Source organism: Nocardia sp. CY41, assembly GCF_009829325.1.
Taxonomy (GTDB): Bacteria; Actinomycetota; Actinomycetes; order Mycobacteriales; family Mycobacteriaceae; genus Nocardia.
In genome coordinates, this window is record NZ_VUOS01000002.1 from 192,128 (window position 1) to 218,830 (window position 26,703).

Consider the following 26,703-nt stretch of genomic DNA (forward strand, 5'->3'; position numbering starts at 1 on the left):
GGCGGTTCCGGCTCTCCGCCGAGTTTCGTCGGCGGTGGATGCGCGGTCTTGCCGCCGAGGGCGATTCGGATGGCAGCGGAGCCGACGAGATGGTTGAAGAGCGAAACCCACGGCGCGATAATCCGCCGTGGGTTTCGTCGTCCTGCGCGCTGGGCGCTCAGAAGCAGTAAGGCCGCCAGATCGTGCCGCAGAACCAATGGTTCAGATCGGCCGAGCCGCTGGAAATCCCACTGTTGTCGATCGCCTGAGGCTCGGCCGGGGCCTCGGCCTGCGCGGGAGCGGCGGACATCAGCACCGCACCGGCCAGCAGTGCACCCGCGACGATGTGGCGATTGACTCGAATCATCTCGAAACCGTTCTTCCTGAGTCACTTTCGGCCACGAACATGACCTCGGTGACTGCATCGAGCGCCGTGTCCCGACCGTTACAAACCCTGGGTCACCACATCCATCCCTGCGTCGCCATGACATGTTCGGCGAGATCCTCGATCGTCATCATCTCGGGATGGCTGTAGTACATCAGCTCGAACTTGCGTTTGCGCCAGTGCGTCGGATCCATGCGGCCTTCATGGCTGGTGTCGCACAGCGATTCGAGCCGCCCGAGATCGAAGGGTTCCTTGCCGCGCGCATGGGAATCCGCTTTCACGGCCGCCAGGCGCTCGGACGCCGTCATATCTTCTCGCCGCCATATCGCTGCGGCGTAGCGGCGTGCGTCTTCGATGTCCACTCCTGCGCTCCTGCATGTACGAGTCGTGACGGCGATACCCAGCAGAGATTGCGTCGACGACGTGATTACCCGGCGCGGACGCGACTATTACAAGGCGTTTCCGCACGGCTCGACCCGGAGCCCTTCTCACTCGTAACCGACCGGAATTGCGGCGCGTGCGTACTACGATCCGACGCCGCCGATGTCGGGGCGGCCCTGGCCGAGCACGCCGCGCTGGACCGTGCCGCCACTGGTCGGAACGCCTCGGTCGTGGACCGCGGTTCCGCTCGGGCGCAGGAAGGTCCCGGCGGCCAGGACCACCGCGGCGCCGACCGCCGGGTAGATCAGGGTGTCGGCGTGCCGGTACCAAAAGGTGGCGTAGCGGCTGTCGGTGGTGTCGCACAGGTCATCGATCACCCGGGTGTTCGTTGTCTGGTCGACACAGATCCCGACGTGAATCGGCTGCGCGGTGTCGGTGGTCGGCGTGGTCGAGGTGATCCGAGAAGTGGTCGTCGGCGGTGGGGTAGTGGTGGTCACCGGCGGAGTCGTGCGGGCCGGGGGCTTCGAGGTGGTGGTATAGATCGTGGTGACGATCGGGCGGGGAGCGGCGGTGCCGCCAGCCCCGCATCCACTCGACACCAGCGCCATAGCCACGAGAGCGGGCAAGGTGTACGAGACACGGCGCGACGCCATGACCCGCTTCTTCCGACGATCGCCGTCCGATCCGCCGCTCATGTATTCCCCCTTCGTAGAAACCCCTGTTACGAACCGCCCGATGCTAGCAACGCGTCAGCGGGCGCACGACCGATCAGTCCTTGGTGAAATGCCAATTGCCAGAATGTTTTCCTCCCGGTCGGCCCCGAGGGATCGTCTCTACGCCGATGTACGCCACGGTCCACGTGAAGCTACTGAAGAGCACGCATCAGAACATCGAACTGTGGAGCATCGGGCCAATCCGGTCGGAGAGTGCCGACGCGGTACCACCCCCACCGGCGATATCTGTCGTACGCCCGGCGATTGTCCAGGCGCACCAGCAGCGTTGCCCGCTGCTCCGGCCGACCCGCGAGCAATTCGTCGTGCAGGGCACGAGCAACTCCCTTGCACGTGAACTGTTTGCGCACCATGATCTCGCTGAACGCGAATGTGCGTGAGCCGTTCTCAGCCGTGAACGCCGCATGGTCGTCGTCATCGAGCCGCAGCCCGTCCCACCACGCGGTCTTAGCGGTGAGCGGCCAACCCCACGCCTGCCCGCAGAGTTCGCCATCGAGACGGGCGATCACCAACTCGAACGCACCGGCGCGGGCCGGATCGGTGTAAGCGTCGAAGCGGCGCATGAATGCTTCGGGCGATTCGAACTCCTCACCGGACTCGATCGCATCGACGTAGGAGTCCCGGAAGATGCGTTCGACGTCATCGCGCAATTCGCGGGCCTGGTCGGCTGTGTAGTGCTGGAAATCGAGGTCTGACATCGCGGAATGCTCTGAGGTCATACGGTAGTCGTCCTTCCTGCCAGCTCATCGAATCGTGTCGAGAATTCTTCGGACCGGCCTTCCGTTGCTACCCGTACTGGTTCGAGCAGACGCAGTGTGCGAGTGGAGTACACGGAGTTCTCCAAGTCGGCGAGAACCGACATGCCTTCCTCCACCGCAGCGCCGATGTCGCCCAGATCAGCCAGCGCCGCCGCAGAACCCGCGCGATAGTTCGCAGAGTTACGGGCACTGGCGCTATCCACGGCCAAACCAGAGCACAGGTCTGCCGACTTTGCGTGGTCACCCAGGTGGCCGAAGCCGCGGGCTTCATGGCTTCTGATCTCGGTGGCATTGACGAACCGCAACCATGGTGGACAGTCCTCGCGTGACTCATGGTCGAGCGCGAAATCGAGCTCCCGCCAGGCGGTGGCCATGGCCTTACCGAAGGCCATGCGGTCGCAGAGGATTCCGTACGCCTGCGCCTCGCGGGTCGCGATCAGGGCATGGACTCGACCCGGTGCGTGGCCGCGTGTGAGCGCCCGAGCGCGGTCGGCGAGAGCGAGGGCGCGATGCGGATTCGCTTCGCCTGTGCGCTGCCGTGACAGCGCCATCTGTGCGGCGTTGAGACAGACATGCACAGTGAGTTCGTCATCGCCGGCTTGGCTGGCCAGCGCGAATGCATCGGCGTAGCAACTACGGGCAAGAGAATACATATCGGCGTCATAGGCAAGCCAACCCGCGATAGTCGCGAGTTCCCCTGCGGCACTGGTGAAAGCGCGGCCAGCTTCCTCAGAGAATGCGCAGGTATCCAAGAGGTGTTTCGCTGCCTCGAGTCCTTGAACTGCGTCGCTCACAAGGGCAGCGCCACCGACGACTTGCTCGCGGCGTCCGAACTCGGCCGCAAGCGCGTCGATCCTGTGCGCGTCGGCGATCCCGATCCGAGCCGGAGCTCGATCACCACCTGCCGCGAAGAACGCGGCACTTAGTAGCATTCCGAATTCGCGTCGCTTCACAATATCCTCGACTCCCGGCGCACTATTTTGACCATCCGAGACCAGGCTAGCGCTTGGTATGTCGGCGAAGCGCGGGTAAACAAGCGGGACCGTAGCCTCGTGTACGGAGTTGATCTCGGCGCGGAAACGAGCGCGTTGTTCGTCGGTGAGTCGAGCGAGCTCGGTGTCCAACGCTTCAGCTGACTCATTCCGAACCGGCTTCTCGCGGGTTGCCTGCTCCCACTTACGAATCGTCGCCGTTGTGAAGCCCACCCTCTCGGCGAACTGCTCCTGCGTCAGCCGTAGGGCTGCCAAGCGAAGCGCTTTGACCTCCACCTTCGTCCACTTGCTGACGATCATGCTCACCCCCTGTTTGCCCCTCCAATGCCTGCTGGCGCAAGCGTATTACTTCTGTATAAGTCCCGTGTCTGGGATCGCGGGTCTGATCTGGCGAAGCTGAAAGCAGCCCCGCCGCCGGGTTGAGCTCGGGCCTCCACCGACTCCCCGGCGGCGGGTGTCGACCACGTTGAACCAGGCGGAGGGACACCCGAATGAGTTCGCCGAACGACATCAAGGACACGCCGTTGTCGGTGTGCCACTTCTACCGAAATGTGTGTGGCCTGCCCGCGGAGGTAGATCCGCCGCATACCGGCCGGATTGTGATCCGCACCGGGGCCGTCTGCGGATTGATGATGCCGGCATTCATAGGTTCAGAGGTGAAGGCGCGGTTGGAGCACCACGGCCCGGAGACGGGCCCGATTCTGACTCATCCGCGTTCGCAGCGGTGGACATTCCTGGCAGGCGCGGACCTTCCGGACGGGATAGCGCTGTTCGCGGAGATGTCGCGCTTGCAGGTATCCATCATCCGTGGCGGAGGGATCATCGCTCTACCTGGCCCAGGCCAGCGACCAGGTCTGTTCCGTGCATGGATCCAGCCGCCGCGCGACTCGTTCCGGCCGTCCGGGCGCGCCGTGGTCAATGCGATTCGGGAAAGTGTCGTCCAGCATGCGAGCAAGCGGAGGGGACTGGTACACCATGCCCGATAACGCGCACGGGTGCGGCCCGGAATGCGAACCATGGATCACCGCGACGCATTGCGGCGTGGCGAAGTTCGATCACGCGACGGGCGAAGTCCTAGCGGTGCGCTGTCCATCCAACGCCTGCGTCGAGCTCGTTGTGCCGCTTGTCGTGGGCCGGATCGCGCCACATGTCACCACGACAGGAGCGACCCGCAGTCGGTGCCCATGGACCGGAACTCGCGTGGTCGATGACCGCGCACCGGTTCAATGCGGGATCGTTGAACCACGCTCGACTGATGCGCTCAGTCCGAACGACAGGTGTTCCGGGGCATGAACTATGACGTCCAAGCTGAAGCGGAAATTGACGTGCTCACGGACGTGCTGGCCACGCTCGACAAGGCCGCCAAGACAGCGATCGACCGCGGACTCGGCGACGCCGCTCGCCTGCGCTTGTTCGCCGTGGTGCTGTACGAGTTGATCGTCAGTGCACGCAGTGTCGCCGGCCCGGACGCCGGACGGTTGTACGCGGCACCGATCCTCGACCCCGATTATCGAAGGTCTTGCGGTCGCTGACGAGGTAACAGCGATGGACTTGATGATCTCAGCGCTGCTGCACCTCCAGGCACCGCCTTGACAGCAGCCGCGGCGAACCTGCCTGCAGAACCTCGGTGTCTCTGCGACTCATGCACACTCGATCTGGAGGCCGTCGGGACTATGGGGCAGGTGATCGTGAACCACCGAATACGCGCGCCGCGTGGATCGCTGCTTCTTCGACCGATATCTGCCCGCCTGCCGACAGCACGCCGACGACCGTTTCTTTCGCGATCTCTACGAGCTCTTCATCCAGAGCAGATTCGTCCAGCGCTTCGAAGACGACGAACGGAGCCAGGCGGAGCAATCGCTTGAGGAAGTCTCGCAATATGTCCCGCTCCGTCATCCCCTTCAGGTCCATGCGCCGCCATACTCGCAGGATCGACTTGATCAAGTGCGGACTGCCACCCAGGGCGGCGCGTCGCGCGTAGATCTGGTCGAATGCCGCTTCGCCGAGGACATGCAGCGCCGCATACGGTTCGGAATCGGCCGGGGAATACACCAGATGTGCTCGCCACCACATCCGGCCGAGCACATGACGAGTGAGATCGGAACCCAGGACGCGGTCGGCCGGCGGTCTCGGATAGCGCCAGTGAGCGACGTCGGGGAGAACGATCAAGGCCAGAAACGCCCAGACGTCGCCGGCGGCAGCTTCTGCGGGGGCGATGCGCATTTCCTTGTGCAACGCAACGGCGAGGTTGAGATCGAAGGTAACCTTCTGGCGCGAATCAGGTGGCTCCGGGAAGCCGGACTCCTTGGCCAGGTCGATGACGATGTCGCGAAGGAACTGTAATTTGTCGCGATCGACACGGGTACCGCCGGTCGCGACGAACACCGCGGATTCGTCGGCGAGGGCCCAACGGTTGTGCAGGTCGAGCGGATTGAGCTCCTTGTATTCGGCCGCCAGTATTTTGGCACGGTGGCGGAGCAACCGAGGGTACAGAAGTGTCACGCGACCCCCTCGAAGATTTTCACGGCCGCCTGCAGTTCTGAGGCGAACAAGTTCGGGGATTCCTGTGCCGCCAGTCTGACGTCCGTGATGGACCGACCCGGGAACAGCCGTCCGAACAGTTCCTGCAGCGTGGCACCCAAGGTTTCATCGATGTAGTGCGAGTCGTCATCGAAGTCGTTCAGGCGCACGGCGTGATCCACCATGGTGCGAGCCACGTCGGCATAGAGAGCCGACAGTGCGATCTTGTCTTCGATGCGGGGACTGCTCGCGCGTTGGAGGGCTTCGGTGACGACGGTCTTCTTCTCATTGACGAGCAGGAGGAGAGAGCCCATCGTCGCCGCGTCGAGGTTCGTGCCGATCTCCAAGTGCCACGCAGCGTCGCCGGGATAGTTGGTTCGGTCGAAATCGACTATCGCGATTGGAAATTGCGGAGCGTCACCTTGAAGGCGAATTTGACTCCGATCACTCCACAGGACCGAACCACCACGGCGAGGCACCACCGGTCGGTCACTGCCGTGTCGGCGTCGCGCAAGTACCAGGGCGGTGTCCAGGAGAACGACACCACCGAGGTCTGCGCCCGGAAGATCGGCACGTAATTCGACTTCGCCGTTCTCGGGAACCATCGTTCGCATCACTGTTCCCCTGAGTTTCGACCCCGTCGATGTCCAGATCGCGGCCAGACTGAGTTCGGTATTCGGGTCCAGTGTCGATTCCGCGAGGGCGCGATGCAGATCGACCTTGATAGTGCGGCGCAGACTCAGTGTCGTCTGATAGTCCCAGTGGGGATAGGACTCCGGCAGTGGCATTTCGTTGCCGTCGACCGACAGCAACCACTCACCTGCCTGTACGGCGGCCGGCGATGGCTTCTTGTACGGAAGGACGCGATGGGCCATCAGCCGACCGCCTCTGTGTAGAGCACGATGTCGGTCATGGTGTCGGCGGCAGGTTTCACCACGGCCTTCCAGATCTGGCCGTCGCCGCCTTCGATGACGTACGACGGAACCTGATGGATCTCGCCGTGCGGATCCTGCCAACCGACGAGGCCTGGCATATCGGCGCCGGCAGGCGGATCCATCTCCAGGCCGCCGTCACTGTTCAGGGCAACGGCGAGATCGACGGTGATACGTTGCGGAATGCCGACCGGCACACGGAAGCGCTGCACCACTACGGCATTCCCCCACAGTTCCTCCGGCTCCGGATCACCGATGTATTCGATCTTCGGGCGTCGTCGTCGCTGTCTGACAGGCTTCGCGGCCTCGGCATACGGATCCGTGTCGGGAGAGTTCGTGTTCTGCTCGTAGCCATGCGGGCCAGAAGGCTCGTGTTCCGCGATGCTCGCAGTGTCGAGAGTTCCCCCTTCTTCGATTTCATTGACATCCTGTCGTCGACCACTCGGGCGACGTCCAGGTGTCGGCCGAGCAGGCGGCGCGGTGTCGCCTGGTTTGCCGTAGTCGGTGGCCGCACCGATACCCCACGCGCCGCCCACGAGAGGCGAGAGACGTTCGCTAGCTGCCCCGAGCGACACTTGTGCGACCTCGACCCCACTGCTGCCACGCGGGCCGAATATCCGTTCGATGGCCTCTTTCATGCGTACGAAGGTCATCTTCACAAAGGAGTAGTCAGGATAATCCAGCGACTGGTAGTTCCAATTGTCGTGGGTCGGCGGCTCAGCCGCCGCATACGCTTCGTCCATGGCGGTATCGGCTCGGAAGACACCTGCATAGGCGGAGTACTCGCTCGCGGGTTTGGGTCCGAGCCAATACGTCACCACGAGTTCGGCTGGGCGCATAAGGCAGACGTGATGCACCATCCCATTCTCGAACCCAGCCATACGTTCGGCGTCGGTGGGCTCGAACCGCTGCGCCATCGACTGGTGCAGCGCGAATCGCCCGAGTAGCTTCTTCGGCCTGCGGCAGTGTAGTTCTTGCGCCTCGCTGCCCACCATTTTGCGGTAGGCAGAGACGAACAAGCGTAGGGACTTCATCTCGGCGGGTTGCGGCACCTTGTACTCGATACCGTCGCAGGTTACGGAAAACCGCATCGGAACAACGCCGTTGCCGTCTGGCATCATCTTCGGCCACAACTGGCATGTAATCGTCTCGGCGAGATATGTGGCTACCGAGGCAGGCTCGGCGCCCTCCAAATCGGGGTCGAGAATGACAATCGTCGTCCCCGTTTCAGTGTCTTCGAACGGTCGCAGTCCGAGTTTCCGCGCCATCGCGTCGGCCTCGGCGCCGACGAGCGGCTCGATCACGTCCCCAGAAGTGTCTCCCCACCAATGCCTGCCGGTATAGCGGCGATCGCGGCCGGACTCTCTCGCGTCATAGCTTTTCCACAGCGCCGCCCCCATCAATCGGGTCTCGTAGCGACCCTCGTACTGGCAGCGGGTATGAACCAGAATCGTTCCCGGTCTCGAGGCAAGGTAAAGGATCCCTTTGCCGAAACCGTAGGTGCCGCCGCCCAGTGCCTGGTCACGTGGTTCACCGATATTGCGGAGGAAAGCAACGAAGTCGCGGCGATCATCGGTGACCGCATCGGCTCGGGTCGGTCCACCCAGCCCCCGCGTTCCCCGATCCGAGATCGACAACACCCGGATGGTGGGCTGCTGCAATGAGTCACGAAGGGGAAGAACCTGCTTGGCAGGAGCCCGACGCAGCAGATTGTCCCTCCAGGCCGGCGCGTCGGCGGCGCTGACTGTCTGTAGATCGATGCGGTAGTCCACCGAGACGCCGTCACTGCGACGAGCATCCCAGCTGTTCTGCGCCGATTCGCGGACCAGGATGGTCAGATGATCGAGTTGGGGCTTGCCGAGTTGATTTCTTATGCCCTCCGCAGCGCTGGCGCCTTCCGGAGGAAAGGGCTGGGAAACCCAGGCAGGCAGGGTCACACATGCTCCTCGATCATCACTCGGATATGTCGTTCCACTTGACTGTTCTCCATCGGGCTTGGCGTGTCTCCCGACAGGTCGATCGTGTAGTCGACATCGCGCACGTTAGAGGAGATCGCGGCCGCTGCAAGGTCGACGGTGGTCAGTCGTGGAAACGCGACATCGACGTTGTACCAGCGCTGTTCGTCGATTGCATAGCGTGCGTGGCGGTAATGGTCGTCGTCGGCTTTGCGGTAGCCGATCGATGCCAGTTTGTTGAGTACGGCCGTCTCGTCGTCCGATAGTTCGAGTACGCGATCGATCAGGTCGAGAAAGCCGATGCCCTCACGCACGGTAGGTTCCAGGCGAAGCCAGACCAGACCCAAGAAGCCGTTGATCGGCGGCTCCAACTGGTCGAGGCCGTGGATGCGAATCTGGCGCCCGTTAGGATTGGTCGAGGTTTTCACCTCGAGAGCTCCCGCGTCGGTCGCGAAATCATGACGATGGCCTGACGGGCCTCGCCACAACAGGTGAGCGCTGCTGTCCTGCTCGAGTAGCCGCGCCAATATGATCAGTTCACCGAACAATCCAGCTCGTTGCTCCGGGCCCAAGGGCGGACCCGGATTCTGAAACAGCGCCTTCCACCGATCGAGCACCCGGTTGAGAACCTTCAGCGGATTCTCGGGCGCCGCCTCGGTCGCGATCAGGACATCAGCGCACAGCGTCGTGAAGATATCGCTGAGATCGGATCGCAGACAGACGAGATCGGCGTAATCGTGCCTTGTCGTGTCGTCGTCAAGGGTCCGCTTGTGCAACATCAGGACCGGTCCGTTGAGCCCTTTGCGAACATTCTGATGCGCTGCGACCGGCACGAGCAGGTGCCGGTTGCATGCGCTGTCAATCGCGGCTGCCAGCGATCCAATCGGCGTAGGCACGGGTAGCTGCGATACGGCAACGACCGACGACATCGACGGTGGGCGATGTTCGAGGCGTCGCCAGTGATCGTCGATAACCTCTCTGATCTCTGCCGGCATCAGATGTCCTCTGCCTCGAGGGCGCTGAAGTCCTCCTCCTCGATCTCGACGCCGGACAGGTCTGCCGAGATGTAGTTGGCTTCCCACGCGACGGTGCTGTCGTCGTCTTTGGGCTTCGGGAACACCAGACCCACACCGATGACATGCTCCGGTGCGTTCAGTGGTTGACGCTTGTCTTTCGAGGGCTCGGGCTCCGAAATTTTGTCGATCGGATACAGCACCAACAGTCCGGCCTCGGGTTGTTGTGCAGCACGAGCCTTCTGGATTTCTCCTTCGGTCGTGCTGGTCGTGACTCCTTCGAGGTCTAGACCTGCGTCACGACGGCTCATCAGCGTCTTGATGTCCGAATAGTCTGAGCCAGAGGAGAATTGTGATCGTACGATTGTTCCGACGCGAACCCCTGGTGCGAAGTCGAACTGCTCTGGACTGTTCTCGGCTGGTTTCCCGACCACCGCGATGTTCCACCGCCGCAGCGTTCCTGCGTTTCGGATGCGCTTCTCGATGTATCCTGCCATCAGTTTCGCGTCGCACTCCTGCGACCGTTCATGGAACTGGTAGTTCCTCAGGAACTCCAGTACGGCATCGCTGGACACATCTCTAATGAGATAGCGTCCATCCGTGAAACTCCCCTCGACACTGCCGATCCGGACGGCCTCGCTCACGAGCTTGCGTGCTGCCGATTGATTCTGCCGCAGCCACTCGGATTCCAGGCGGAAGTATCTGGTCTGGACACGTTGTCCGCCATAGGACGACGACGCCGACACCGCGTCCTTCATTTTCGCGGCTGCCGTCACGCGCAGTGCCGGGTGGGTCCGCAGACGCACCGCGAAGTTCATCGGTGTCTTGCCCTCGGTCATGTAGACGTCGATGTCGCGCCGCATCTCGGTCTCGACCGTCGCCAAGTGGCGGAACCAGTCCTCGAGTTCCTTGGTCATCCAGATTCGCGGCAGGTCCGCGTAGCCCTTGCGGTAGCCGAACCAGCGGCCCATCTGTAGCAATGTGTCATACGTCGAGACCGAGCGCACGAAGTAACTGACAGACAGACCCTCGAGCGTCAGACCGCGCGAGAGCGTGTTGCCGCCCACCGCGATCGCGACCACCGGACCATTCTCGTAATCGAGGCGGTCGGTGCTCTCCGAGTTGTCCATCACCACGCGGCAATCACGCAGTACGCCTGGCATTTCTGCCTCGAGTTCCTCGAAGGAGACGAACTCCTCGCGGAACTCGGCAGCAGGCACGCGAGACGTCTCCTCGTCCCACAGCGCACGCAACTCGCTCTGTATCGTGGGATCCTCCAGGTTGCGTCGCACCTTGGCCCGTAAAGCCAGCAGAGGATCCCGAAAACTGTTGTGCACGGCGGTGCGAACGCTGGTGTGGATCAGCATCGTACAGTGCGGGTTACCCCCGCCGCGCACGCGACGCGCAGCGGTCGTCAGCCAGAAGTACAGCACCGCGCGACGCAAGGTGTCCGTAATAGTCGGACAGAACCCTTCTGCGTCCGCCCTGGTCTTCGGTCGAACGAGTTCCACATCGTCGTCGGGGACAGTGCGGATCATGTCGTAACCGTCATCGACGTCATTAGGATCTTCGCCATCCAACGCGTACCGGCCGAACAGCACTTCGGTACCGAAATGGCCTTGTGGTTGAGGAAGATTCACGATGAAGTGTTCGGGATACAGATCCTCAGCGGCAGGGTTGATCAGCAGGTTCGCGAACGGTGAGGCCGTATAGCCGACATAGGCCGACTTCGGCAGTGTGTTGAGGATCTGGCGGATCAATGGGTTGATCGACTTCGTCGCGACCGTCGCTTGGTCGGCCTCGTCATCGATGATCAACGCCGGGCAATCCGCCAAGTACTCCGAAGCGTCGCCGAGCCACTTCACCAGTTTGCGCAGCACGGTGGCGTTCTTCTTGACGACACAGAGGACGTGGGTCTTGTTCGACTTGCCGAAGAAGCTGGCGGGGTTCGCGGTCGGGCGGAAATCATGATCCAGGTCCGTGATCTGGGACCACAGCGTAGGGTTCGGCTCCACGAGCTGCTGAACCAAGCGGGCTTGAGTCTGTCTGCGGAGGCCGTTGTGAATCCCCGCGAGGACGATGAACAGCTTGTAGCCGCGATCGGCCGCCTTGGCCATCACGGCGGTGAAATTGGTGGTCTTGCCGGACTGCACGTAACCGACGACGAGGCCACGCGTGGAGAAGGCGCTCTGCCTCGGATGCTGGAGGAGTGAGACGACTCGCGTCGAGGACCCGTCCAAGCTATCGATGGACGTCTGCGGCCATCCATCCTTGGCCAGCCCGGCGGTAATGGCCGACCACAACTTGTCATCCGGATGCGGCCCGGCATACCAGGTCTCGTAGTTGTCGATCACGACAGACGGTGGCTCTCGCATCTCTGCGATGCGCACGACTTCCCGCTCGTGACGGTCCACAATTCGCTTGATGACAGCATCGGGCGTGGAAAACAGCCGGAGCTTCTTGATCGCCTCCGCCGGAGTGTAGGTATCGAGCAACAACCTGAATACATCGAACAGTTCGTCTTGCTCGTCAATCACATCGCTCACCGGCATCTCCCACTGCGCGTTACCCCTACGTCGACGATGGGAGGTTTGGCTCCCCCGCGTTGCGGGTAACTGTATCGGCTCGATCCGATGACCTTCGGCTAACTGGACGAAGTGTTACCCCGCTGATGTGAGGATCGGTCGCCGACGCGGGTTCGCTACAGGAGCGCGGCGGACTCGACGGGGTCTGCGCAGGGATGTGAGCCAATGCCCATCCACTTGGGAGAACCGTCAGACGAAAAGCTGGCCGACTCGTGCGAAATGGTCCAGCGGGGCTGAGTCGCGGGTGTCGATCCACGGACGATCGACAACCTTCCGCGCATCCTCGTGACTCACTTGCTTCCCCAGGGCAGCCGACAAGACGTGCAGAGCCAGCACGGGCGGGATCGCATTACCGATCTGCTGGGCGATGTCGTTGCCCGACCAGGGATAGTCGAGGGGAAACGTCTGCAGTCGTCCTGCCTCAGCCAGGCTGAACCGTGGAGTCTCGATACCCGCACCGTCGACGACCTTGTTCCGAGACACCTTGCCGGTGATCGTGGCCGACGGCTCTCGAGAATGGCGACGACCTCGCAACTTGGGGTTGCCACCTGTACCGTAGTTCGAGACGACGTAGAAGTCGTATCCGCGATCGAGCGCAGCGGCCATCGTTTCCCAGGGCAGGAGATCGGGCTTACCGGCTGTGCGTTCGACACCTTTGCGGTAAGGCCGATGGGTGGCTTCTGGAAGCTTGCGCTCACCTTCGAGGCTGGCGATCAAAATGGCTCGCCTGCGAGTCTGTGGAACGCCGAACTGCTCGGTGCGCAGTACATCGCAGGCGACGTGATACCCGATCTTCTCCAGAACGGTGCCCATCGCTTGCCAGATAGGCAGTACCGCCGGAACCTGTTCCAGCACAATGACCTTGTAAGGATCGTCGTTGCTGTGCGCAGCCAATGCCCATCGCAAGGGTTCCAGGACGAGGCCGGTCCGCTCGTCCTTCAAGGTTTCCAGGTCGGCAACCACGTCCTCACCGTCACCCATTCGGACGACGTAGCTCAGAACCTCATCGAGTGCCTTGCGGCCTGCTCCCGAACCGGCGACGGTGAACGTCTGGCAGGGCGGCCCGCCGGCGAGTATCCAGGCGCTCGGCGCGGTCTCGGGGCCGAAGTCGCGTACGTCGTGCGGGCGATCGTTGAGACCGGCGGCGGATCTTGTCGCGCATGCATTTCGGTCCCACTCGAATCCGTAAACGCTCAGCCCCAACCACCGCGCCGCCACATCGAGCCCCCCGGGTCCCGCAAACAGGTCGATCATGTCCACCTGATGGGGTCGAGGTTGCTCGTGTGGATCGAAGGGCATGACTCGCGATCTTAGCGGTGTGGCGCGGCTTGGCTGGGTCGCGTTCAAGAGGTGGTCAACACAGCCCTCAGAGCGCTCCCGACCGCGAATGCAGCCGGTGGCGGTGTCGCGTTTCCCACCTGGCGATATCGGGCCGTTTTGCCGCCTTCGATGCGCCAGTACGGGGGGAACCCCTGCAATATGGCGACCTGCTCGATGGTGAGTTTCAGCATATGCTCGGGGCCGAGTGTCGGATCCCAGACGAAGTCGGCGGCTGGTAGTTCGTCACCGATCGAACGAGCGTTGACCCCGATCTTCGCCCAGGCTCGAACAGACCCTTGCGGCCCGAGGTCCCCGCCACCGCGGTCCCACGAGCCACCGACGATGGTGGGTGCAATTACGTGCGCCTGGGCCGCCCACTCCTCGACCTGCAGCCAGCCGCGCGCACTCATGGATGGGCGCAACACGGTGCCGACTGTAAGGTTCAGGCTCGGCGGCGGAGCTGTGAGGGTTCTCTCGAAGCGGTCGACGCCTCCATCGCGCAGGGCGACCAGCATGCCCAGCAGTCGGTGCTGCGGTACCCCGAAGTCTCGCGCGTCGATCACCAGCCACCGGTACTCGTAACCAGCAGAGTCGAGGTACTTCTCGACGCAGGAACGGTTTTCACGGTAGTCCGGGCGGGTGACCATGTCGGGTACATTCTCGACCAGCAAGGAACGCGGTCGCAGTTCCGAGGCCAATCGGCCTGTTGTCTCGAGTAACTCCAATTCCCAGCCGCTGCCGCGTTGTCTCGACGCCGTTGCCGCAGATTTCACTCTCGGAAGGCCTGCGGCTAAAAGATCGATATCGATCGATCTCGGTAGATCCAACCGGGGTTCGAACTTCAGCAGGTCTGCGTTGAGCACATTCCAGTGAGGCCGATTCGTCCGCAGTGTCGCGCACGCGACGTCGCGATTGTCGAGAAGCAGAATAGGGTCGAATCCCGCCTGCTCGAGGCCGAGAGCGAGTCCCCCCGCACCTGCGCAGCACTCCACCGAACGCATTCGCCGACCCGTGGGCACCAGCCGAACGTGGGTATGGTCTGTCCGGGGCAATGCCTACCTCCCCACCGGTAGATGTTCTAGCTCAGGATAGTGCTCGCCCTGCTGAGGCTCGCATACCCACCACCTTGCCGGAAGTCGGCTGTAGTGGAGAGTTACAGCACCGAAGTTCTGCGCCGGTTCTCGGTGACCTCCGCCGCTCGCCCCTCCCGCATGGAGCCCGCAACCGGTCAGCCACCGGATGATGTCGAAGCGGCCCGCAATGCCGCCGCGATCTGGACGAGGCCCAGGTCGACGACGACCTCATCACCATCCCAGACCCCGCGCGTGGTGATTGCGAGGCCGATCAAAGCCAGCTCGTTGGCGTCGTCACGAAGTTCGTCCTCTTCACGGGTCTCGTTCTCGATCTCGCCCGTTTCGTCGCGGTCCCAGGCGGCAACCGCGGACTCAGCCGCGGACCTCGGCAACCGCACGCTGATCCGAGTGATCTGGGGATCGAGATGGGTCCCGATCGTCGCCAGCACCTCCCGGTCCTGCTGGTACCGCACATATTGGCCACGATCTTTCACGAACTGAGTGTACTTCGGACCAGCGTCAGGTCAGCGTCGAATTTCGGCAACCTCCACGGCTCGGTTCTCCCGCCGCGAGAGTTCGCACGCTTCGGCGACGTAGAACGCCTCCAGCGCGTCGACGGGAGGGCAGGGATTGTCGAGCTGCCCGGTTGCGACCTCGATGAAGGCCGCCAGTTCATCGGCATACGCCGGACGGAACCGTTCCATGAACCCCGCATAGGGAGGGTACGGGGAGGGGTTGTGGTCGGGCTCGACGGAAGTGAGGGGCGCGCGGTCGTCCAACCCGACGATCGCATTCCCCTTGGAGCCCAACGCTTCTAGCCGCACGTCGTACCCGGCCCCGTTGTATCGGGTCAGCGACACGGTGGCGACGGTTCCGTCGTCCAGGCGCAGCAGCACCGCGGCTGTGTCGACGTCGTCGGCCTCGGCGAAGAACGGCGCGCCCCGGTTGGCTCCGAGGGCGTAGACGGAGGTGATCTCGCGCCCGGTCACCCACCGGATGATGTCGAAATCGTGCACCCCGCAGTCGCGGAAGATGCCCCCGGAGCGCGCGATGTACTCGGCGGGCGGGGGAGCCGGGTCGAGGGTCGTCGCGCGCAACGTGTGCAGCCAGCCCAGCCGTCCGGAGCGAATCGCTTCGCGCGCCGCGCGGTAGCCGGCGTCGAAGCGGCGTTGGAAGCCGATCTGGACGGGGACGGCGGAGGTGCGGAGGCGGTCGATGACGGCCAGGGTGCCGGTGAGGTCGGCGGCGACGGGCTTTTCGCAGAAGACGGGGATGCCCGCGTCGACGGCGCGGATGATGAGTTCGGGGTGGGAGTCGGTGGCGGTGGTGATGATCAGGCCGTCGAGGTCGGCGGCGAAGAGGGTGCCGAGATCGGGGGCGAATTCGACGCCGAGGTCGGTGGCGGTGGTGCGGGCGCGGGTGGCGTCGGCGTCGGCGACCAGGACGCCTGCCACGTTCGGGAGTTTCCTCAGGGTCTCGGCGTGCGCGGTCCCGATGCGGCCGGTTCCGGCGAGGCCCAGCGTGACGGCTCGGTGCGAGGACATCGGCTCTCCTTATATATGTGGAATCGCGACGTGCAGTGGCGGGCTGCGGGCCCGGTGGTCAGCGTGGAGCGGTCGTGGTGGAGCGGACTACGAGCGAAGGTTCAACCCGGCGGCGGACCGGGGCGGTGCGGCCGTCGTGGATGCGTTCGGCGAGCGCCTCGATCGCCAGGCGGCCCATCTGGATGCGCGGCTGGTCGATGGTGGTCAGCGCGACGTGGCGCAGGGCGGCCAGGGAGGTGTTGTCGTAGCCGACCACGGAGACGTCCTCGGGCACCCGCAGGCCCGCCTCCTCGAGCGCGGACATGGCCCCGACGGCGTTGAAATCGTTGCCACAGACGAGTGCGGTGGGGAAGTTGTCGCGGGAGAACAGGTTCAGCAGTTTGCGGACCGCGGCCAGCCCCGCGGCGTCGGTGTGCTCGCTCGGCACGACCATCGGCTCCAGGCCGTGGCGCCGCATGGCGGCGCGGTAGCCCTTGCGACGCGGGGCGGAGGTGAAGGCGCCGCCGCCGTCGAGGTGCACGATGCGCCGATGTCCGAGGGAGACGAGGTGATCGACGGCCAGGCCCACACCGATCTCGCCGTCGTCGTTGACCGTGTCGACATCGGCGACGGTGGAGGTGCGGGATACCAGCACCAGCGGAGCTTGCTGCGCCGCTTCGCGAATGGCGGCGGCGGGCAGGACCGGCGACAGCAGGATGACGCCACCCGGCCGGAAGGAGAGCAGGCTCTCCAGCGCGGCGCGCTCGCGGGCGGCGGTGCGCCGGCCGGTGTTGAGGATGAGTTCCAGGCCGCGGGTCTGGGCGGCGGCGTCCATGCCCTCGACGACGTCGGCGAAGAAGGCGTTGCGCAGATCGGAGACCATCACGCCGACGATGCTGGAGGTCCGGCTGGCGAGGGAGCGGGCCAAGATGTGCGGTTGATAGCCGAGGTCTTTCGCCGCGTCCAGCACGGCGCGGCGGCGGTGCTCGCTGACCTTCGGGGAGTTGCGCATGACCAGCGAGACGAGGGCGCGCGAGACGCCCGCGCGGGCGGCGACGTCTTCCATGGTCGGTCGTGCCATGACGCCTCCGTTCCGCCTCCGTGGGCCTTTTCGGCTCGGACGATACAAGCTCCGGGTAGGCGAGGCAATAGAGCGCTCTAATCGGAAATCCCCGGCGGCAAACCGACTTCGGCGACGGCGCGAGCGCGGAAATTGCCTGGTAATGGCACTTCGGTCGACGCGCTGACGACTCTTGACACGCTATGACCCGCGTTACATAGTTGGAGCGCTCCAATCGAGCGGTGAACCTCGACGTCGAAGGTCGGAGAGTGCCGATGACCGAAACCCTCTACCCACTGCGCGTCGCGGCCGCGCCGATCTCCTGGGGAGTCTGCGAGGTCCCCGGTTGGGGTCACGTGCTCGACGCGCGGACCGTTCTGGGGGAGATGGCCGCGCTCGGCCTGACCGCGACGGAACTGGGTCCTCCCGGCTATCTGCCGGATGATCCGGTCAAGCTGCGCCGGTTGCTGAAGACTTTCGGGCTCACCGCCGTCGGCGGATTCCTCGCCGTCGTGCTGCATCGGGACCGGCAGGACGCCGTCGCCCGCGCGGAGGAGACCGCCGCCCTGCTGGCCGCCGCCGGCGCGGACGTCCTCGTGCTCGCCGCCGCGACCGGGTTCGGCGGGTACGACGCGCGCACACAGCTCGACGGCTCCCAGTGGAGCGCCTTGGTCGACACGGCCGCCGCGATCCGCGACGTCGCCGCCGCGCACGGGCTGCGCACGGTGCTGCACCCGCACGTCGGCACCCATGTGGAGAGCGAGGCCGAGGTCGAGCGGTTCCTCGCCGATTCCGACCTCGACATCTGTCTGGACACCGGCCATCTGCTCATCGGCGGCACGGATCCGGTGCGGCTCGCGGCGCGGCACGCCGAGCGGATCGGGCACGTCCATCTCAAGGATGTCCGCGGCGCGCTCGCCGACCGGATCCGCGGGGGAAAGCTGGAGTACGGCCAGGCCGTGCGCCGCGGGCTGTATGTCCCGCTGGGAGCGGGCGACGTCGATATCGCGGCACTCGTGCACAGCATGCGGGCGGCGGGCTACCGGGGTTGGTACGTGCTGGAGCAGGATGCCGTGCTGCGGCCGGGCGACTCGGCGCGACAAGCCTGCCACGACACCGGGCGCAGCCTGCGCCATTTGGCCGACATCGCGCTCGCCGCGGCGGGAATCTAGAGGGAGCGACGACAACGATGTCCGCGAGACGACAGCGCGGCGTGACCGCCCGATGGCGGCTGCTGCCGTGGATCGCCACGGCCGGAGTGCTGGCCGCGTGCAGCGGCCCCGGGGCCGACGCGCCCGCACCCTCGCAGACGCCGATCGCCGCCGGGACGGTGGAATCCGTCGCGGTGGTGACCCACGGCAGTCCCGGCGACGCGTTCTGGAACGTCGTCAAGAACGGCGCGGAGGCCGCGGGCAAGGAACTCGGAATCCAGGTGACCTACAACGCATCCGGTGATCCGGGCCAGCAGGCGAAGCTGATCGACAACGCGGTGGCGCAGGGTGTCGACGGGCTCGTCGTCTCGATGGCCAATCCCGAGGCGCTGCGGCCGTCCGTGGAAAAGGCTGTCGCCGCGGGCATTCCGGTGGTGACCATCAATTCGGGGGAGTCGGAGAGCGTGAAGTTCGGCGCGTTCGTCCATGTGGGCCAGAGCGAATCGCTGGCCGGACGAGCCGCGGGCAGGCGGCTCGCCGAGGCGCGGCGCACGAAGATGCTCTGCGTCGTCCACGAGGCGGGCAATATCGGCGCGAACGAGCGCTGCGGTGGCGCGACCGAGGCGTTCGGCAACGCGACCACGCTGCAGGTGGACATCAACAATCCCACCGACGCGCAATCGAGGATCAAAGGCGCGCTGGAAGCCGACCGATCCATCGACGCGGTGCTGACGTTGAACTCGCAGGTCGCCGCGCGGGCCGTGGACGCGGTCCGGGAGGCGGCGTCCGGCGCGACCGTCGCGACCTTCGATCTGAATTCCGATGTGGTGGATGCCATCCGCGCCGGAAAGCTGTTGTTCGCGGTCGATCAGCAACAGTACGAGCAGGGTTATCTGCCGATCGTGCTGCTGAAGCTGTACCGGACGAACCTGAACACCGTCGGAGGCGGCGCGCCGGTGCAGACCGGTCCCGGCTTCGTCGAGAAGAGCAATGTGGACGCCGTCGCGGCGCTCGTCGCGCAGGGCACGCGCTGAGGTGGATGACATGACCGTTGCCACGAAGACATCCGACCCGGCGCGGGACCGGCCGGGCCTCTCCCCGCTGCAACGCCTGGCCGTGCGGCCGGAGATCGGCGCGGCGCTGGGCGCACTGCTGGTGTTCGCGTTCTTCTCGCTCGTCACCGATCGGTTCCTCAGCCCGCTCGGCGTCGCGACCTGGCTGGACGACGCATCCACGCTGGGCATCATGGCGGTGGCCGTGGCGCTGCTGATGATCGGCGGTGAGTTCGATCTGTCGGCGGGCGTGATGACGGCGTCCACCGCGCTGGTCACCGCCCTGCTCGCGGTGCATGCCGGGTGGAACGTGTGGTTCGCGCTGCTCGCCTCGCTCGCGTTCGCGCTGGCCGTCGGCGCGTTCAACGGCTGGGTGGTGATGCGCACCGGCCTGCCGAGCTTCATCGTCACGCTGGGCACGTTCCTCGCGCTGCAAGGACTGAACCTCGGCGTGACGCGGCTGATCACCGACACGGTGCAGGTATCGGGCGTGCGGAGCGCGGACGGCTACCAATCGGCGGGCTGGGTGTTCGCCTCGACTCTGGACATCGGTGAGGCGCATCTGCAGGCCTCGGTGGTCTGGTGGATCGTGCTGACCGCGATCGCCGCGACGATCCTGGTGCGCACCCGGTTCGGCAACTGGATCTTCGCCGTCGGCGGTGCGCTGCAGAGCGCCCGTGCGGTCGGCGTGCCCGCCGACCGCACCAAGATTCTGCTGTTCATGGGCACCGCGTTCGCGGCCTGGGTAGTGGGTTCCTGCAACATCCTGCGGTTCGCCAGCGTGCAGGCCAACCAGGGCGTCGGGCTCGAACTGCACTACATCATCGCCGCCGTGGTGGGCGGCTGCCTGCTCACCGGCGGCTTCGGCTCGGCGGTCGGCGCCGCGATCGGGGCGCTGATCTTCGGTATGGCGCGCCAGGGCATCGTGTTCGCCCGCTGGGACAGCGACTGGTTCATGCTTTTCCTCGGCGTGCTGCTACTGGCGGCGGTCCTGGTCAACAACAGATTCCAGAAACGAGCCGAAAGGGTGCGCCGATGACTTCCCTCATCGAGGCCGTGGACCTCGGCAAGAGCTATGGCGGCGTCGTCGCCCTTCGGGATGTGTCCACGGTGGTGAACGCGGGCGAGGTGACCTGCGTGCTCGGAGACAACGGCGCGGGCAAATCGACCCTGATCAAGATCCTCGCCGGGGTGCACCAGCACGACCGCGGCGACCTGCGCGTGGCAGGCGAATCGGTCCGGTTCGCCTCGCCGCGTGCGGCTCTGGATCGCGGCATCGCCACGGTCTATCAGGATCTCGCGGTGGTCCCGCTGATGAGCGTGTGGCGGAATTTCGTACTCGGCTCCGAGCCCACCTTCGGTTACGGCCCCTTCCGGCTGCTGGACCGCGAGAAGGGCTGCGAGATCGCACGAACCGCTCTGGCGGACATGGGTATCGAGATCCGCGATATGGAACAGCCGGTCGGCACGCTGTCCGGCGGCCAGCGGCAATGCGTCGCGATCGCACGGGCCGTGCACTACGGGGCGAAGGTGCTGATCCTCGACGAGCCGACCGCGGCGCTCGGCGTCAAACAGGCCGGGGTGGTGCTGAAATACGTCGTGCAGGCGCGCGACCGCGGACTCGGGGTCGTACTGATCACGCACAACCCGCACCACGCCTATCCGGTTGGCGACCGGTTCTTGTTGCTGAAACGGGGCGCGGTGCTCGGCTCCTACGAGAAGTCCGAGATCGACCTGCCCGAACTGACCCGCCAGATGGCGGGCGGGGCCGAACTGGAGGCGCTGCAGCACGAATTGCAGCGCGTGGTGACGCCGTGAACGCGGGCGCGCTGGAGGCGCTGACCATCGGCCGCGTCGGAGTGGACCTCTATCCCGAACAGAGCGGCGTCGCCTTGGCGCAGGTGCGCAGTTTCGCGAAGTCCCTGGGCGGCACCGCCACGAACGTCGCCGTGGCCGCCGCCCGGCTCGGCCGTCGTTCGGCCGTGCTGACCAAAGTGGGCCCCGACGGCTTCGGCGACTTCGTGCGCACGGCGCTGGAGGATTTCGGCGTCTCGTCCCGGTATGTGACGACCGCGCCGGACCTGCAGACGCCCGTCGTCTTCTGCGAGCTGACGCCGCCGTCGGATCCGCCGCTGTTGTTCTACCGCGCGCCGATCGCGCCGGACCTGACCATCACCCCGGACGAAGTGCCCTGGGCAGTGGTGGACGCCGTGCCGCTGCTGTGGGTCACGGGCACCGGAGTGAGCGCCGAGCCGGGGCGCGGCACCCAGCGCGAGATCTTGCTGCGGCGCGCACGACGTGGGCACACGGTGCTCGATCTGGACTATCGGCCGATGTTCTGGCCCGACGTGGACACCGCGCGGGCGGAGATCGGCTGGATGGTCGACCACGTGAACGTGGTGGTCGGCAACCGCACGGAGGTCGAGGTGGCGGTGGGCACCGCCGACCCGGACGCGGCGGCCGACCGGCTGCTCGCCCGAGGGGTGCGTCTCGCCGTGATCAAACAAGGCGGCGACGGGGTGCTGGCGGCCACCGCCGAGGAACGCTGGACGGTGCCGCCGTGCCGCGTGGACGTGGTGTGCGGGCTCGGCGCGGGCGATGGTTTCGGCGGCGCGTTGATCCACGGCCTGCTCTCGGACTGGGATCCACGGCGCGTCGCCACCTACGCCAACGCGGCGGGCGCGCTGGTCGCCGCGCGCCTGGCCTGCGCGGACGCGATGCCCACCAGCGCTGAGATCGAGGAACTGCTGTGCGGGTGAACCGGCGCGGGGGTCGAGGAACTGCGCGGCGGCCGAGTCGGCGCGGAGCTGGAGGAGGTGCTGATCGGCCGGACCGGCGCGCAGCAGGCGGAGTAGCGGAGCGCGGGTCAGGAAAGCTTCGCGCGGTTGACTCAGGGCGGAGCAACCGCTGTGCGGTTGAACCATGACGATGGGAAGCTGCCGGGTGGTCGACTGGGTCGGAGCTCGTCGAACTGCGGTGGCGCAACTGAGCGAAGAAGCGTCACGGTGCGACTGAACCAGAAACCGACGGGTAGAACCGCTGTGCGGGTGAACCATGAGCGCGGGACGATGGAGTGCTGCCAGGTGATCGAGCTGGATCGGAGCTCGATGAATGGTGGTGCTGCGGCTGAACGGTCCGGAGGAGTCGCGGTGCGGCGGGGCTGGATGCGGAAAGGAACCGCGGTGCCGCTGTGGCATCAGCGCGGGACGGAGGAGGTGCCATGCATCTGACCGACGAACGCCGGCGCGAGCTGCTGCACCTGCGCGCGACGGACCCCGCCGCAGTCGAGCGGGCCTACGCGAAGCGGATGCGCCGCGCCGACCTGCTGGCGGGCAAGCAAACCTTGTTCCTGGTCGCCGCGGATCACCCGGCGCGCGGTGCGCTCGGCGTCGGCGAGGATCGCACGGCCATGGCGGATCGGCGCACGCTGCTGGAACGGTTGCTCATCGCGCTGGCCGACCCGGATGTCGACGGCGTACTCGGCTCGCCGGACGTGGTCGAGGAACTGCTGCTGCTGGACGCCCTGGACGACAAGGTCGTGATCGGCTCGATGAACCGCGGCGGGCTGGCGGGCGCGGAGTGGGAGATCGACGACCGCTTCACCGGGTACGACGCGGATTCCCTCGCGCGCTTCCGGCTCGACGGCGGCAAAATGCTGCTGCGCCTGGTCGATTCCGACGCGGGCACCGTCCCGACGCTGCAAGCCTGCGCGCGGGCGGTCTCCGCGCTGGCCGCGCACCAGCTGATGGCGATGGTCGAACCGCTGCCGTATCACCGGGACGATTCCGGGGCGCTGGTGATGAGCAAGGACGCGCTGTCGCTGTCGCGGGCGATCACGGTGGCCTCCGGTCTCGGCGTCACCTCGGCCTATACCTGGCTGAAAATCCCTGCGCCGCAAGATATCTCGGTGCTGGACGCGACCACCCTGCCGGTGCTCGTGCTCGGCGGTGCGCCGTCCGGGGACCCGGCGGTGGATCGCGCGCTGTGGGGCGGGGCGCTCGGCCACGACGTGGTTCGAGGTCTCGTCGTGGGACGCGCCCTGCTGTACCCGCCGGACGGTGACGTCGCCAAGGCGGTCGCGACCGCCGCCCGCCTGTTGAAGGAAGCCCGATGAGGCTGCCGATCGCCGCGTCACTTGCCGGAAGACCGGCAGGGCAGGACTGTCGGGCGAACGCTCGAGGCCCGGCTGTCGCGTTCGTGGTCTGGTCGCTCGGCGACGCGCCGAGCGCATTCCCGTCTGCTCCACCGGTCGCCTTCTCCGGACGTCGCGGTCGAGTCCGGCCGTCCCGCGGAGCGAGCCGGTCGCCGGTATTCCCGGAACGCGCACAGAGGACGGAACGCGTACAGAGGAGGTGGTGATGACACTGCATCGTCCCCGTGGAACGCTGTGCCACGACGGTGATCCGATCCTGCTGACACCCGACGCCGCCGGATGGACCTACGCCGGGCTGCGGGTGCTGCGGATCGGTGCGGACCGATCGCGGGTCCTGCGGACGGGCGAGTTCGAGGCGTTCGTCCTGCCCCTGGCCGGAGCCTGCACGGTACGCGTGGACGGCGAGACATTCGCGCTGACCGGACGGGGATCGGTGTTCACCCGCGTGACGGATTTCGCCTACATCCCGCGCGACGCCGAGGTGGAACTGACCGCCGAGGGCGGTGACCTGGAGGTGGCGTTACCGATGGCCCGCTGCGGGACACGGTTGCAACCCCGATACGGCCCCGCGGAGGAGGTGCCGGTCGAAATCCGGGGCGCGGGACACGCGACCCGTCAGGTCACCAACTTCGGGGTACCCGGCGTGTGGGAGCACGCGGACAAACTCAACGCCTGCGAGCTGATCACCCCGGACGGCAACTGGTCGTCCTATCCACCGCACAAGCACGACCGAGTGAGCGACTGCGAAGTCGTCAACGAGGAGATCTACTACTTCCGTATCGCCGGACGCGACGGCATCACGCCGTCGCCCGAAGGATTCGGCCTGCACCGCACCTACACGGCCGACGGGACGGTGAACGAGAACGTCGCGGTGCGCGACGGCGACGTCTTCCTGATCCCGCACGGCTATCACGGCCCCTGCGTCGCGGCGCCCGGCTACCCCATGTATTACCTCAACGTGCTGGCCGGCCCGGCGCCCGAGCGATCGATGGCGTTCTGCGACGACCCGGCCCACAGCTGGGTGCGGGCGCGCTGGGACGCCGAGCCGCTCGACCCGCGCTGCCCGGTCACCTCCCACGAAGGACGGATCGGATGCGACTGACCACAGCGCAGGCACTGGTGGCCTGGTTGATCGCCCAGCGTTCCGAGACGCTCGACGGCCGCGACGTGCCGCTGTTCCCGGCCGTCTTCGCGATCTTCGGCCACGGCAATGTGCTCGGCCTCGGCACCGCGTTGCACGAGCGGCGTGCCGAACTGCCGGTCTGGCGCGGGCACACCGAAGAGGGCATGGCGCTCGCGGCCGTCGGCTATGCGAAGGCCACCCACCGGCGTCAGGTCGGTGTCGCGACCTCGTCGATCGGTCCCGGCGCGCTCAACATGGTGACGGCGGCGGGTGTCGCGCACGCGAATCGCCTTCCGCTTCTGTTGCTTCCGGGCGACACGTTCACCGGACGGGCGCCGGATCCGGTGTTGCAGCAGGTCGAGCACTTCGGCGACCCGACCGTCACGGTGAACGACGCGTTCCGCGCGGTGAGCCGGTATTTCGACCGCGTCACCCGCCCGGAACAACTGCTCGCCACCTTGCCCCAGGTGGTGGGCGTGCTGACCGATCCGGCCGCGGCCGGTCCGGTCGTCCTGGCGCTACCCCAGGACGTTCAAGCCGAGACCTATGACTTCCCCGCCGCGCTTTTCGAGCCGGTGACGCACCGTCTCACGCGACCCCGGCCCGACCAGCGAGCCATTTCCGACGCTGTCGCCGAATTGCGCGCCGCGCGCCGCCCGCTGCTGGTGCTCGGGGGCGGCGTCCGTTACTCGGGAGCGGGGCCGACTGTGCTGCGCTTCGCGGAGCGTCATGGCCTTCCGGTCGTGGAGACCACCGCGGGTCGCTCCCTCGTGCCGCACGACCATCCGCTGTTCGCTGGACCGCTCGGCATCACCGGCTCGGCGTCGGCGAACGCGATGGCGGCCGAAGCCGATCTCGTCCTCGCGATCGGGACCCGGTTACAAGACTTCACCACCGCGTCCTGGACGGTCTTCGCACCGGAAGTCCGGCTGGTCACGATCAACGTGGCACGGTTCGACGCCGTCAAACACGGCGCCGGCGCGGTAATCGGCGACGCCGAGGCCACCGTGTGCGAGCTGGCCGGGCTGACGGGGGACTGGTCGGTCGATTCGAGGTGGACCGCACGGGCTGCCGCACTCCGCGGCACGTGGGACGCGTATATCGATGGACTGCGCGCGCCGACCCCGGGCCCGCCGAGCTACGCCCAGGTGGTGGGTGTCGTGAACGACCTGAGCGGGCCGGGCGACTACGTGATGACAGCCTCCGGTGGCTTGCCCGGTGAACTGATCGGCGGCTGGCGGGCGATCGGCGGCGGGCCGGCCATGGACGTGGAGTACGGCTTCTCCTGCATGGGCTACGAGCTCGCGGGCGCGTGGGGCGCGGCCATGGCCCGCGCCGACGGAGTGGTGACCACCCTGCTCGGGGACGGGTCGTATCTGATGCTGAACTCGGAACTGTTCTCGGCGGCGTTCGCGGGGCATCCGTTCGTCGCGGTGGTCTGCGACAACGATGGCTATGCCGTGATCGCGCGGCTGCAGGAGGGGCAGGGCGGCGCGGCGTTCAACAACTTCTACGCCGATTGCCGCAGCACGCGCGAGCATCCGCCCCGGGTCGATTTCGCCGCTCATGCCGCCGCCTTGGGCTGCGCCGTCTTCTCCGTCGCCGATCTGAACGAATTCCGTGACACATACGAGCGGGCGCGCGCGGCGGCACTGGCCGAGCGTCGTCCTGCGGTGCTCGTCGTCCGGACGCAGCCGTCGGCGTGGACCGACGCGGGCGCGTGGTGGGAGGTCGGTGTGCCGGAACATCTGGCGGGCCGAGCCGCCTACGACGAGACCAAACCGCGTCAGGTGCGCTATCTCGGCTCCTGAACAGAACTTAACGAACGGTGCGCCCGGGGATCCACCGGCCTAGGCTGGAGTGGGGGTCTGCCCGTGGTACGCTGAAAGGCGTTGCGGCACAACATAATTGGTAGCGAATGCACATCGCCGCCGAGTCGTGCCGAGGCAGAAGTCCCCTGCCGTCCGGCGTGGTAGCCCGGGTCCGGCCGGGGTGTGCTCGCCGGGGGAGGCGGCGA

25 protein-coding genes are annotated in these 26,703 nt (G+C 65.9%); 10 read left to right on the forward strand and 15 right to left on the reverse strand.

Annotated elements, in window-relative coordinates; translation table 11 throughout:
* Window positions 1–157: 157 nt before the first annotated feature.
* The 5 genes from GVY64_RS03345 to GVY64_RS03365 form a co-directional block, all read right to left on the reverse strand.
* Window positions 158–346, reverse strand: coding sequence for a hypothetical protein (locus GVY64_RS03345; RefSeq protein WP_159838594.1), 189 nt, complete (start codon window positions 344–346; stop codon window positions 158–160).
* A gap of 92 nt (window positions 347–438) precedes the next feature.
* Window positions 439–726, reverse strand: a complete 288-nt coding sequence (locus GVY64_RS03350; RefSeq protein WP_159838596.1) for a hypothetical protein — start codon at window positions 724–726, stop codon at window positions 439–441.
* A 162-nt stretch (window positions 727–888) separates the two neighbouring features.
* On the reverse strand, window positions 889–1,398 hold the full coding sequence (locus GVY64_RS37135) for a hypothetical protein (protein WP_201297880.1): 510 nt from the start codon (window positions 1,396–1,398) through the stop codon (window positions 889–891).
* Between the two features lie 212 nt (window positions 1,399–1,610).
* The gene (locus tag GVY64_RS03360) at window positions 1,611–2,174 is read right to left on the reverse strand and encodes a GNAT family N-acetyltransferase (protein ID WP_236566584.1); all 564 of its coding nucleotides are present in this window, start codon (window positions 2,172–2,174) and stop codon (window positions 1,611–1,613) included.
* Window positions 2,175–2,191: 17 nt separating this feature from the next.
* On the reverse strand, window positions 2,192–3,526 hold the full coding sequence (locus GVY64_RS03365; protein ID WP_159838600.1) for a helix-turn-helix domain-containing protein: 1,335 nt from the start codon (window positions 3,524–3,526) through the stop codon (window positions 2,192–2,194).
* Between the two features lie 191 nt (window positions 3,527–3,717).
* On the opposite strand from GVY64_RS03365, the gene GVY64_RS03370 reads away from it, so the two are divergent.
* The gene (locus tag GVY64_RS03370) at window positions 3,718–4,212 is read left to right on the forward strand and encodes a DNA-directed RNA polymerase subunit beta (protein ID WP_159838602.1); all 495 of its coding nucleotides are present in this window, start codon (window positions 3,718–3,720) and stop codon (window positions 4,210–4,212) included.
* A gap of 303 nt (window positions 4,213–4,515) precedes the next feature.
* Complete coding sequence (locus GVY64_RS03375; RefSeq protein ID WP_159838604.1) at window positions 4,516–4,758, forward strand: hypothetical protein; 243 nt, start codon at window positions 4,516–4,518, stop codon at window positions 4,756–4,758.
* A 139-nt stretch (window positions 4,759–4,897) separates the two neighbouring features.
* Here the strand turns inward: GVY64_RS03375 and GVY64_RS03380 are convergent, their stop codons facing one another.
* The 10 genes from GVY64_RS03380 to GVY64_RS03425 form a co-directional block, all read right to left on the reverse strand.
* Entirely contained in the window at window positions 4,898–5,728 is an 831-nt protein-coding gene (locus GVY64_RS03380) for a DUF6339 family protein (protein ID WP_159838606.1), read from the reverse strand.
* Window positions 5,725–6,621 (reverse strand): hypothetical protein, encoded by an 897-nt coding sequence (locus GVY64_RS37140; RefSeq protein ID WP_201297881.1) that lies wholly within the window; start codon window positions 6,619–6,621, stop codon window positions 5,725–5,727. The genes GVY64_RS03380 and GVY64_RS37140 overlap by 4 nt, the downstream gene beginning before the upstream one ends.
* Window positions 6,621–8,615: a hypothetical protein gene (locus GVY64_RS03390; RefSeq protein WP_159838608.1), complete on the reverse strand. Its 1,995-nt coding sequence runs from the start codon at window positions 8,613–8,615 to the stop codon at window positions 6,621–6,623. The genes GVY64_RS37140 and GVY64_RS03390 overlap by 1 nt, the downstream gene beginning before the upstream one ends.
* Window positions 8,612–9,628 (reverse strand): PD-(D/E)XK motif protein, encoded by a 1,017-nt coding sequence (locus tag GVY64_RS03395; RefSeq protein ID WP_159838610.1) that lies wholly within the window; start codon window positions 9,626–9,628, stop codon window positions 8,612–8,614. The genes GVY64_RS03390 and GVY64_RS03395 overlap by 4 nt, the downstream gene beginning before the upstream one ends.
* Complete coding sequence (locus GVY64_RS03400; protein ID WP_236566585.1) at window positions 9,628–12,192, reverse strand: Z1 domain-containing protein; 2,565 nt, start codon at window positions 12,190–12,192, stop codon at window positions 9,628–9,630. Before GVY64_RS03400 ends, GVY64_RS03395 begins: the two co-directional genes overlap by 1 nt.
* A 228-nt stretch (window positions 12,193–12,420) precedes the next feature.
* The gene (locus GVY64_RS03405) at window positions 12,421–13,530 is read right to left on the reverse strand and encodes a DNA cytosine methyltransferase (protein WP_201297882.1); all 1,110 of its coding nucleotides are present in this window, start codon (window positions 13,528–13,530) and stop codon (window positions 12,421–12,423) included.
* A 44-nt stretch (window positions 13,531–13,574) separates the two neighbouring features.
* Entirely contained in the window at window positions 13,575–14,552 is a 978-nt protein-coding gene (locus GVY64_RS03410) for a DNA cytosine methyltransferase (protein WP_159838612.1), read from the reverse strand.
* 227 nt (window positions 14,553–14,779) lie between these two features.
* Entirely contained in the window at window positions 14,780–15,073 is a 294-nt protein-coding gene (locus GVY64_RS03415) for a hypothetical protein (protein WP_201297883.1), read from the reverse strand.
* 75 nt (window positions 15,074–15,148) lie between these two features.
* Entirely contained in the window at window positions 15,149–16,168 is a 1,020-nt protein-coding gene (locus GVY64_RS03420; protein WP_159838616.1) for a Gfo/Idh/MocA family protein, read from the reverse strand.
* A 58-nt stretch (window positions 16,169–16,226) separates the two neighbouring features.
* Window positions 16,227–17,228, reverse strand: coding sequence for a LacI family DNA-binding transcriptional regulator (locus GVY64_RS03425; RefSeq protein ID WP_159838618.1), 1,002 nt, complete (start codon window positions 17,226–17,228; stop codon window positions 16,227–16,229).
* A 254-nt stretch (window positions 17,229–17,482) separates the two neighbouring features.
* On the opposite strand from GVY64_RS03425, the gene GVY64_RS03430 reads away from it, so the two are divergent.
* From GVY64_RS03430 to iolD, 8 genes are all read left to right on the forward strand, one after another.
* Complete coding sequence (locus tag GVY64_RS03430; RefSeq protein WP_159838620.1) at window positions 17,483–18,379, forward strand: TIM barrel protein; 897 nt, start codon at window positions 17,483–17,485, stop codon at window positions 18,377–18,379.
* A 17-nt stretch (window positions 18,380–18,396) separates the two neighbouring features.
* Entirely contained in the window at window positions 18,397–19,392 is a 996-nt protein-coding gene (locus GVY64_RS03435; RefSeq protein WP_159838622.1) for a sugar ABC transporter substrate-binding protein, read from the forward strand.
* A gap of 10 nt (window positions 19,393–19,402) precedes the next feature.
* A complete protein-coding gene (locus GVY64_RS03440) occupies window positions 19,403–20,449 on the forward strand; it encodes an ABC transporter permease (protein ID WP_201297884.1) in 1,047 nt (348 codons plus the stop codon).
* Window positions 20,446–21,228 carry an ATP-binding cassette domain-containing protein gene (locus GVY64_RS03445; RefSeq protein WP_159838624.1) on the forward strand — a complete coding sequence of 261 codons (783 nt, stop codon included), beginning with the start codon at window positions 20,446–20,448 and terminating at the stop codon, window positions 21,226–21,228. The genes GVY64_RS03440 and GVY64_RS03445 overlap by 4 nt, the downstream gene beginning before the upstream one ends.
* Window positions 21,225–22,169, forward strand: a complete 945-nt coding sequence (gene iolC, locus GVY64_RS03450; protein ID WP_201297885.1) for a 5-dehydro-2-deoxygluconokinase — start codon at window positions 21,225–21,227, stop codon at window positions 22,167–22,169. Before GVY64_RS03445 ends, iolC begins: the two co-directional genes overlap by 4 nt.
* A 461-nt stretch (window positions 22,170–22,630) precedes the next feature.
* Complete coding sequence (locus tag GVY64_RS03455; protein ID WP_159838626.1) at window positions 22,631–23,524, forward strand: Cgl0159 family (beta/alpha)8-fold protein; 894 nt, start codon at window positions 22,631–22,633, stop codon at window positions 23,522–23,524.
* A 244-nt stretch (window positions 23,525–23,768) separates the two neighbouring features.
* Window positions 23,769–24,665 carry a 5-deoxy-glucuronate isomerase gene (gene iolB, locus GVY64_RS03460; protein ID WP_201297886.1) on the forward strand — a complete coding sequence of 299 codons (897 nt, stop codon included), beginning with the start codon at window positions 23,769–23,771 and terminating at the stop codon, window positions 24,663–24,665.
* Window positions 24,656–26,497 carry a 3D-(3,5/4)-trihydroxycyclohexane-1,2-dione acylhydrolase (decyclizing) gene (gene iolD / locus GVY64_RS03465; protein ID WP_201297887.1) on the forward strand — a complete coding sequence of 614 codons (1,842 nt, stop codon included), beginning with the start codon at window positions 24,656–24,658 and terminating at the stop codon, window positions 26,495–26,497. Before iolB ends, iolD begins: the two co-directional genes overlap by 10 nt.
* Window positions 26,498–26,703 lie beyond the last annotated feature (206 nt).

What these genes read in the sequence shown, in the direction of transcription:
- GVY64_RS03375 (WP_159838604.1), top strand. Translation starts at nt 4,516, where the DNA reads ATGAACTATGACGTCCAAGCTGAAGCGGAAATTGACGTGCTCACGGAC.
- GVY64_RS37140 (WP_201297881.1), bottom strand. Translation starts at nt 6,621, where the DNA reads ATGGCCCATCGCGTCCTTCCGTACAAGAAGCCATCGCCGGCCGCCGTA.
- iolB (WP_201297886.1), top strand. Translation starts at nt 23,769, where the DNA reads ATGACACTGCATCGTCCCCGTGGAACGCTGTGCCACGACGGTGATCCG.
- GVY64_RS03455 (WP_159838626.1), top strand. Translation starts at nt 22,631, where the DNA reads ATGCATCTGACCGACGAACGCCGGCGCGAGCTGCTGCACCTGCGCGCG.
- GVY64_RS03435 (WP_159838622.1), top strand. Translation starts at nt 18,397, where the DNA reads ATGTCCGCGAGACGACAGCGCGGCGTGACCGCCCGATGGCGGCTGCTG.
- GVY64_RS03365 (WP_159838600.1), bottom strand. Translation starts at nt 3,526, where the DNA reads ATGATCGTCAGCAAGTGGACGAAGGTGGAGGTCAAAGCGCTTCGCTTG.
- iolD (WP_201297887.1), top strand. Translation starts at nt 24,656, where the DNA reads ATGCGACTGACCACAGCGCAGGCACTGGTGGCCTGGTTGATCGCCCAG.
- GVY64_RS03410 (WP_159838612.1), bottom strand. Translation starts at nt 14,552, where the DNA reads ATGCGTTCGGTGGAGTGCTGCGCAGGTGCGGGGGGACTCGCTCTCGGC.
- GVY64_RS03440 (WP_201297884.1), top strand. Translation starts at nt 19,403, where the DNA reads ATGACCGTTGCCACGAAGACATCCGACCCGGCGCGGGACCGGCCGGGC.
- GVY64_RS03425 (WP_159838618.1), bottom strand. Translation starts at nt 17,228, where the DNA reads ATGGCACGACCGACCATGGAAGACGTCGCCGCCCGCGCGGGCGTCTCG.
- GVY64_RS03345 (WP_159838594.1), bottom strand. Translation starts at nt 346, where the DNA reads ATGATTCGAGTCAATCGCCACATCGTCGCGGGTGCACTGCTGGCCGGT.
- GVY64_RS03360 (WP_236566584.1), bottom strand. Translation starts at nt 2,174, where the DNA reads ATGTCAGACCTCGATTTCCAGCACTACACAGCCGACCAGGCCCGCGAA.
- GVY64_RS03420 (WP_159838616.1), bottom strand. Translation starts at nt 16,168, where the DNA reads ATGTCCTCGCACCGAGCCGTCACGCTGGGCCTCGCCGGAACCGGCCGC.
- GVY64_RS03430 (WP_159838620.1), top strand. Translation starts at nt 17,483, where the DNA reads ATGACCGAAACCCTCTACCCACTGCGCGTCGCGGCCGCGCCGATCTCC.
- GVY64_RS03395 (WP_159838610.1), bottom strand. Translation starts at nt 9,628, where the DNA reads ATGCCGGCAGAGATCAGAGAGGTTATCGACGATCACTGGCGACGCCTC.
- GVY64_RS03445 (WP_159838624.1), top strand. Translation starts at nt 20,446, where the DNA reads ATGACTTCCCTCATCGAGGCCGTGGACCTCGGCAAGAGCTATGGCGGC.
- GVY64_RS37135 (WP_201297880.1), bottom strand. Translation starts at nt 1,398, where the DNA reads ATGGCGTCGCGCCGTGTCTCGTACACCTTGCCCGCTCTCGTGGCTATG.
- GVY64_RS03370 (WP_159838602.1), top strand. Translation starts at nt 3,718, where the DNA reads ATGAGTTCGCCGAACGACATCAAGGACACGCCGTTGTCGGTGTGCCAC.
- GVY64_RS03405 (WP_201297882.1), bottom strand. Translation starts at nt 13,530, where the DNA reads ATGCCCTTCGATCCACACGAGCAACCTCGACCCCATCAGGTGGACATG.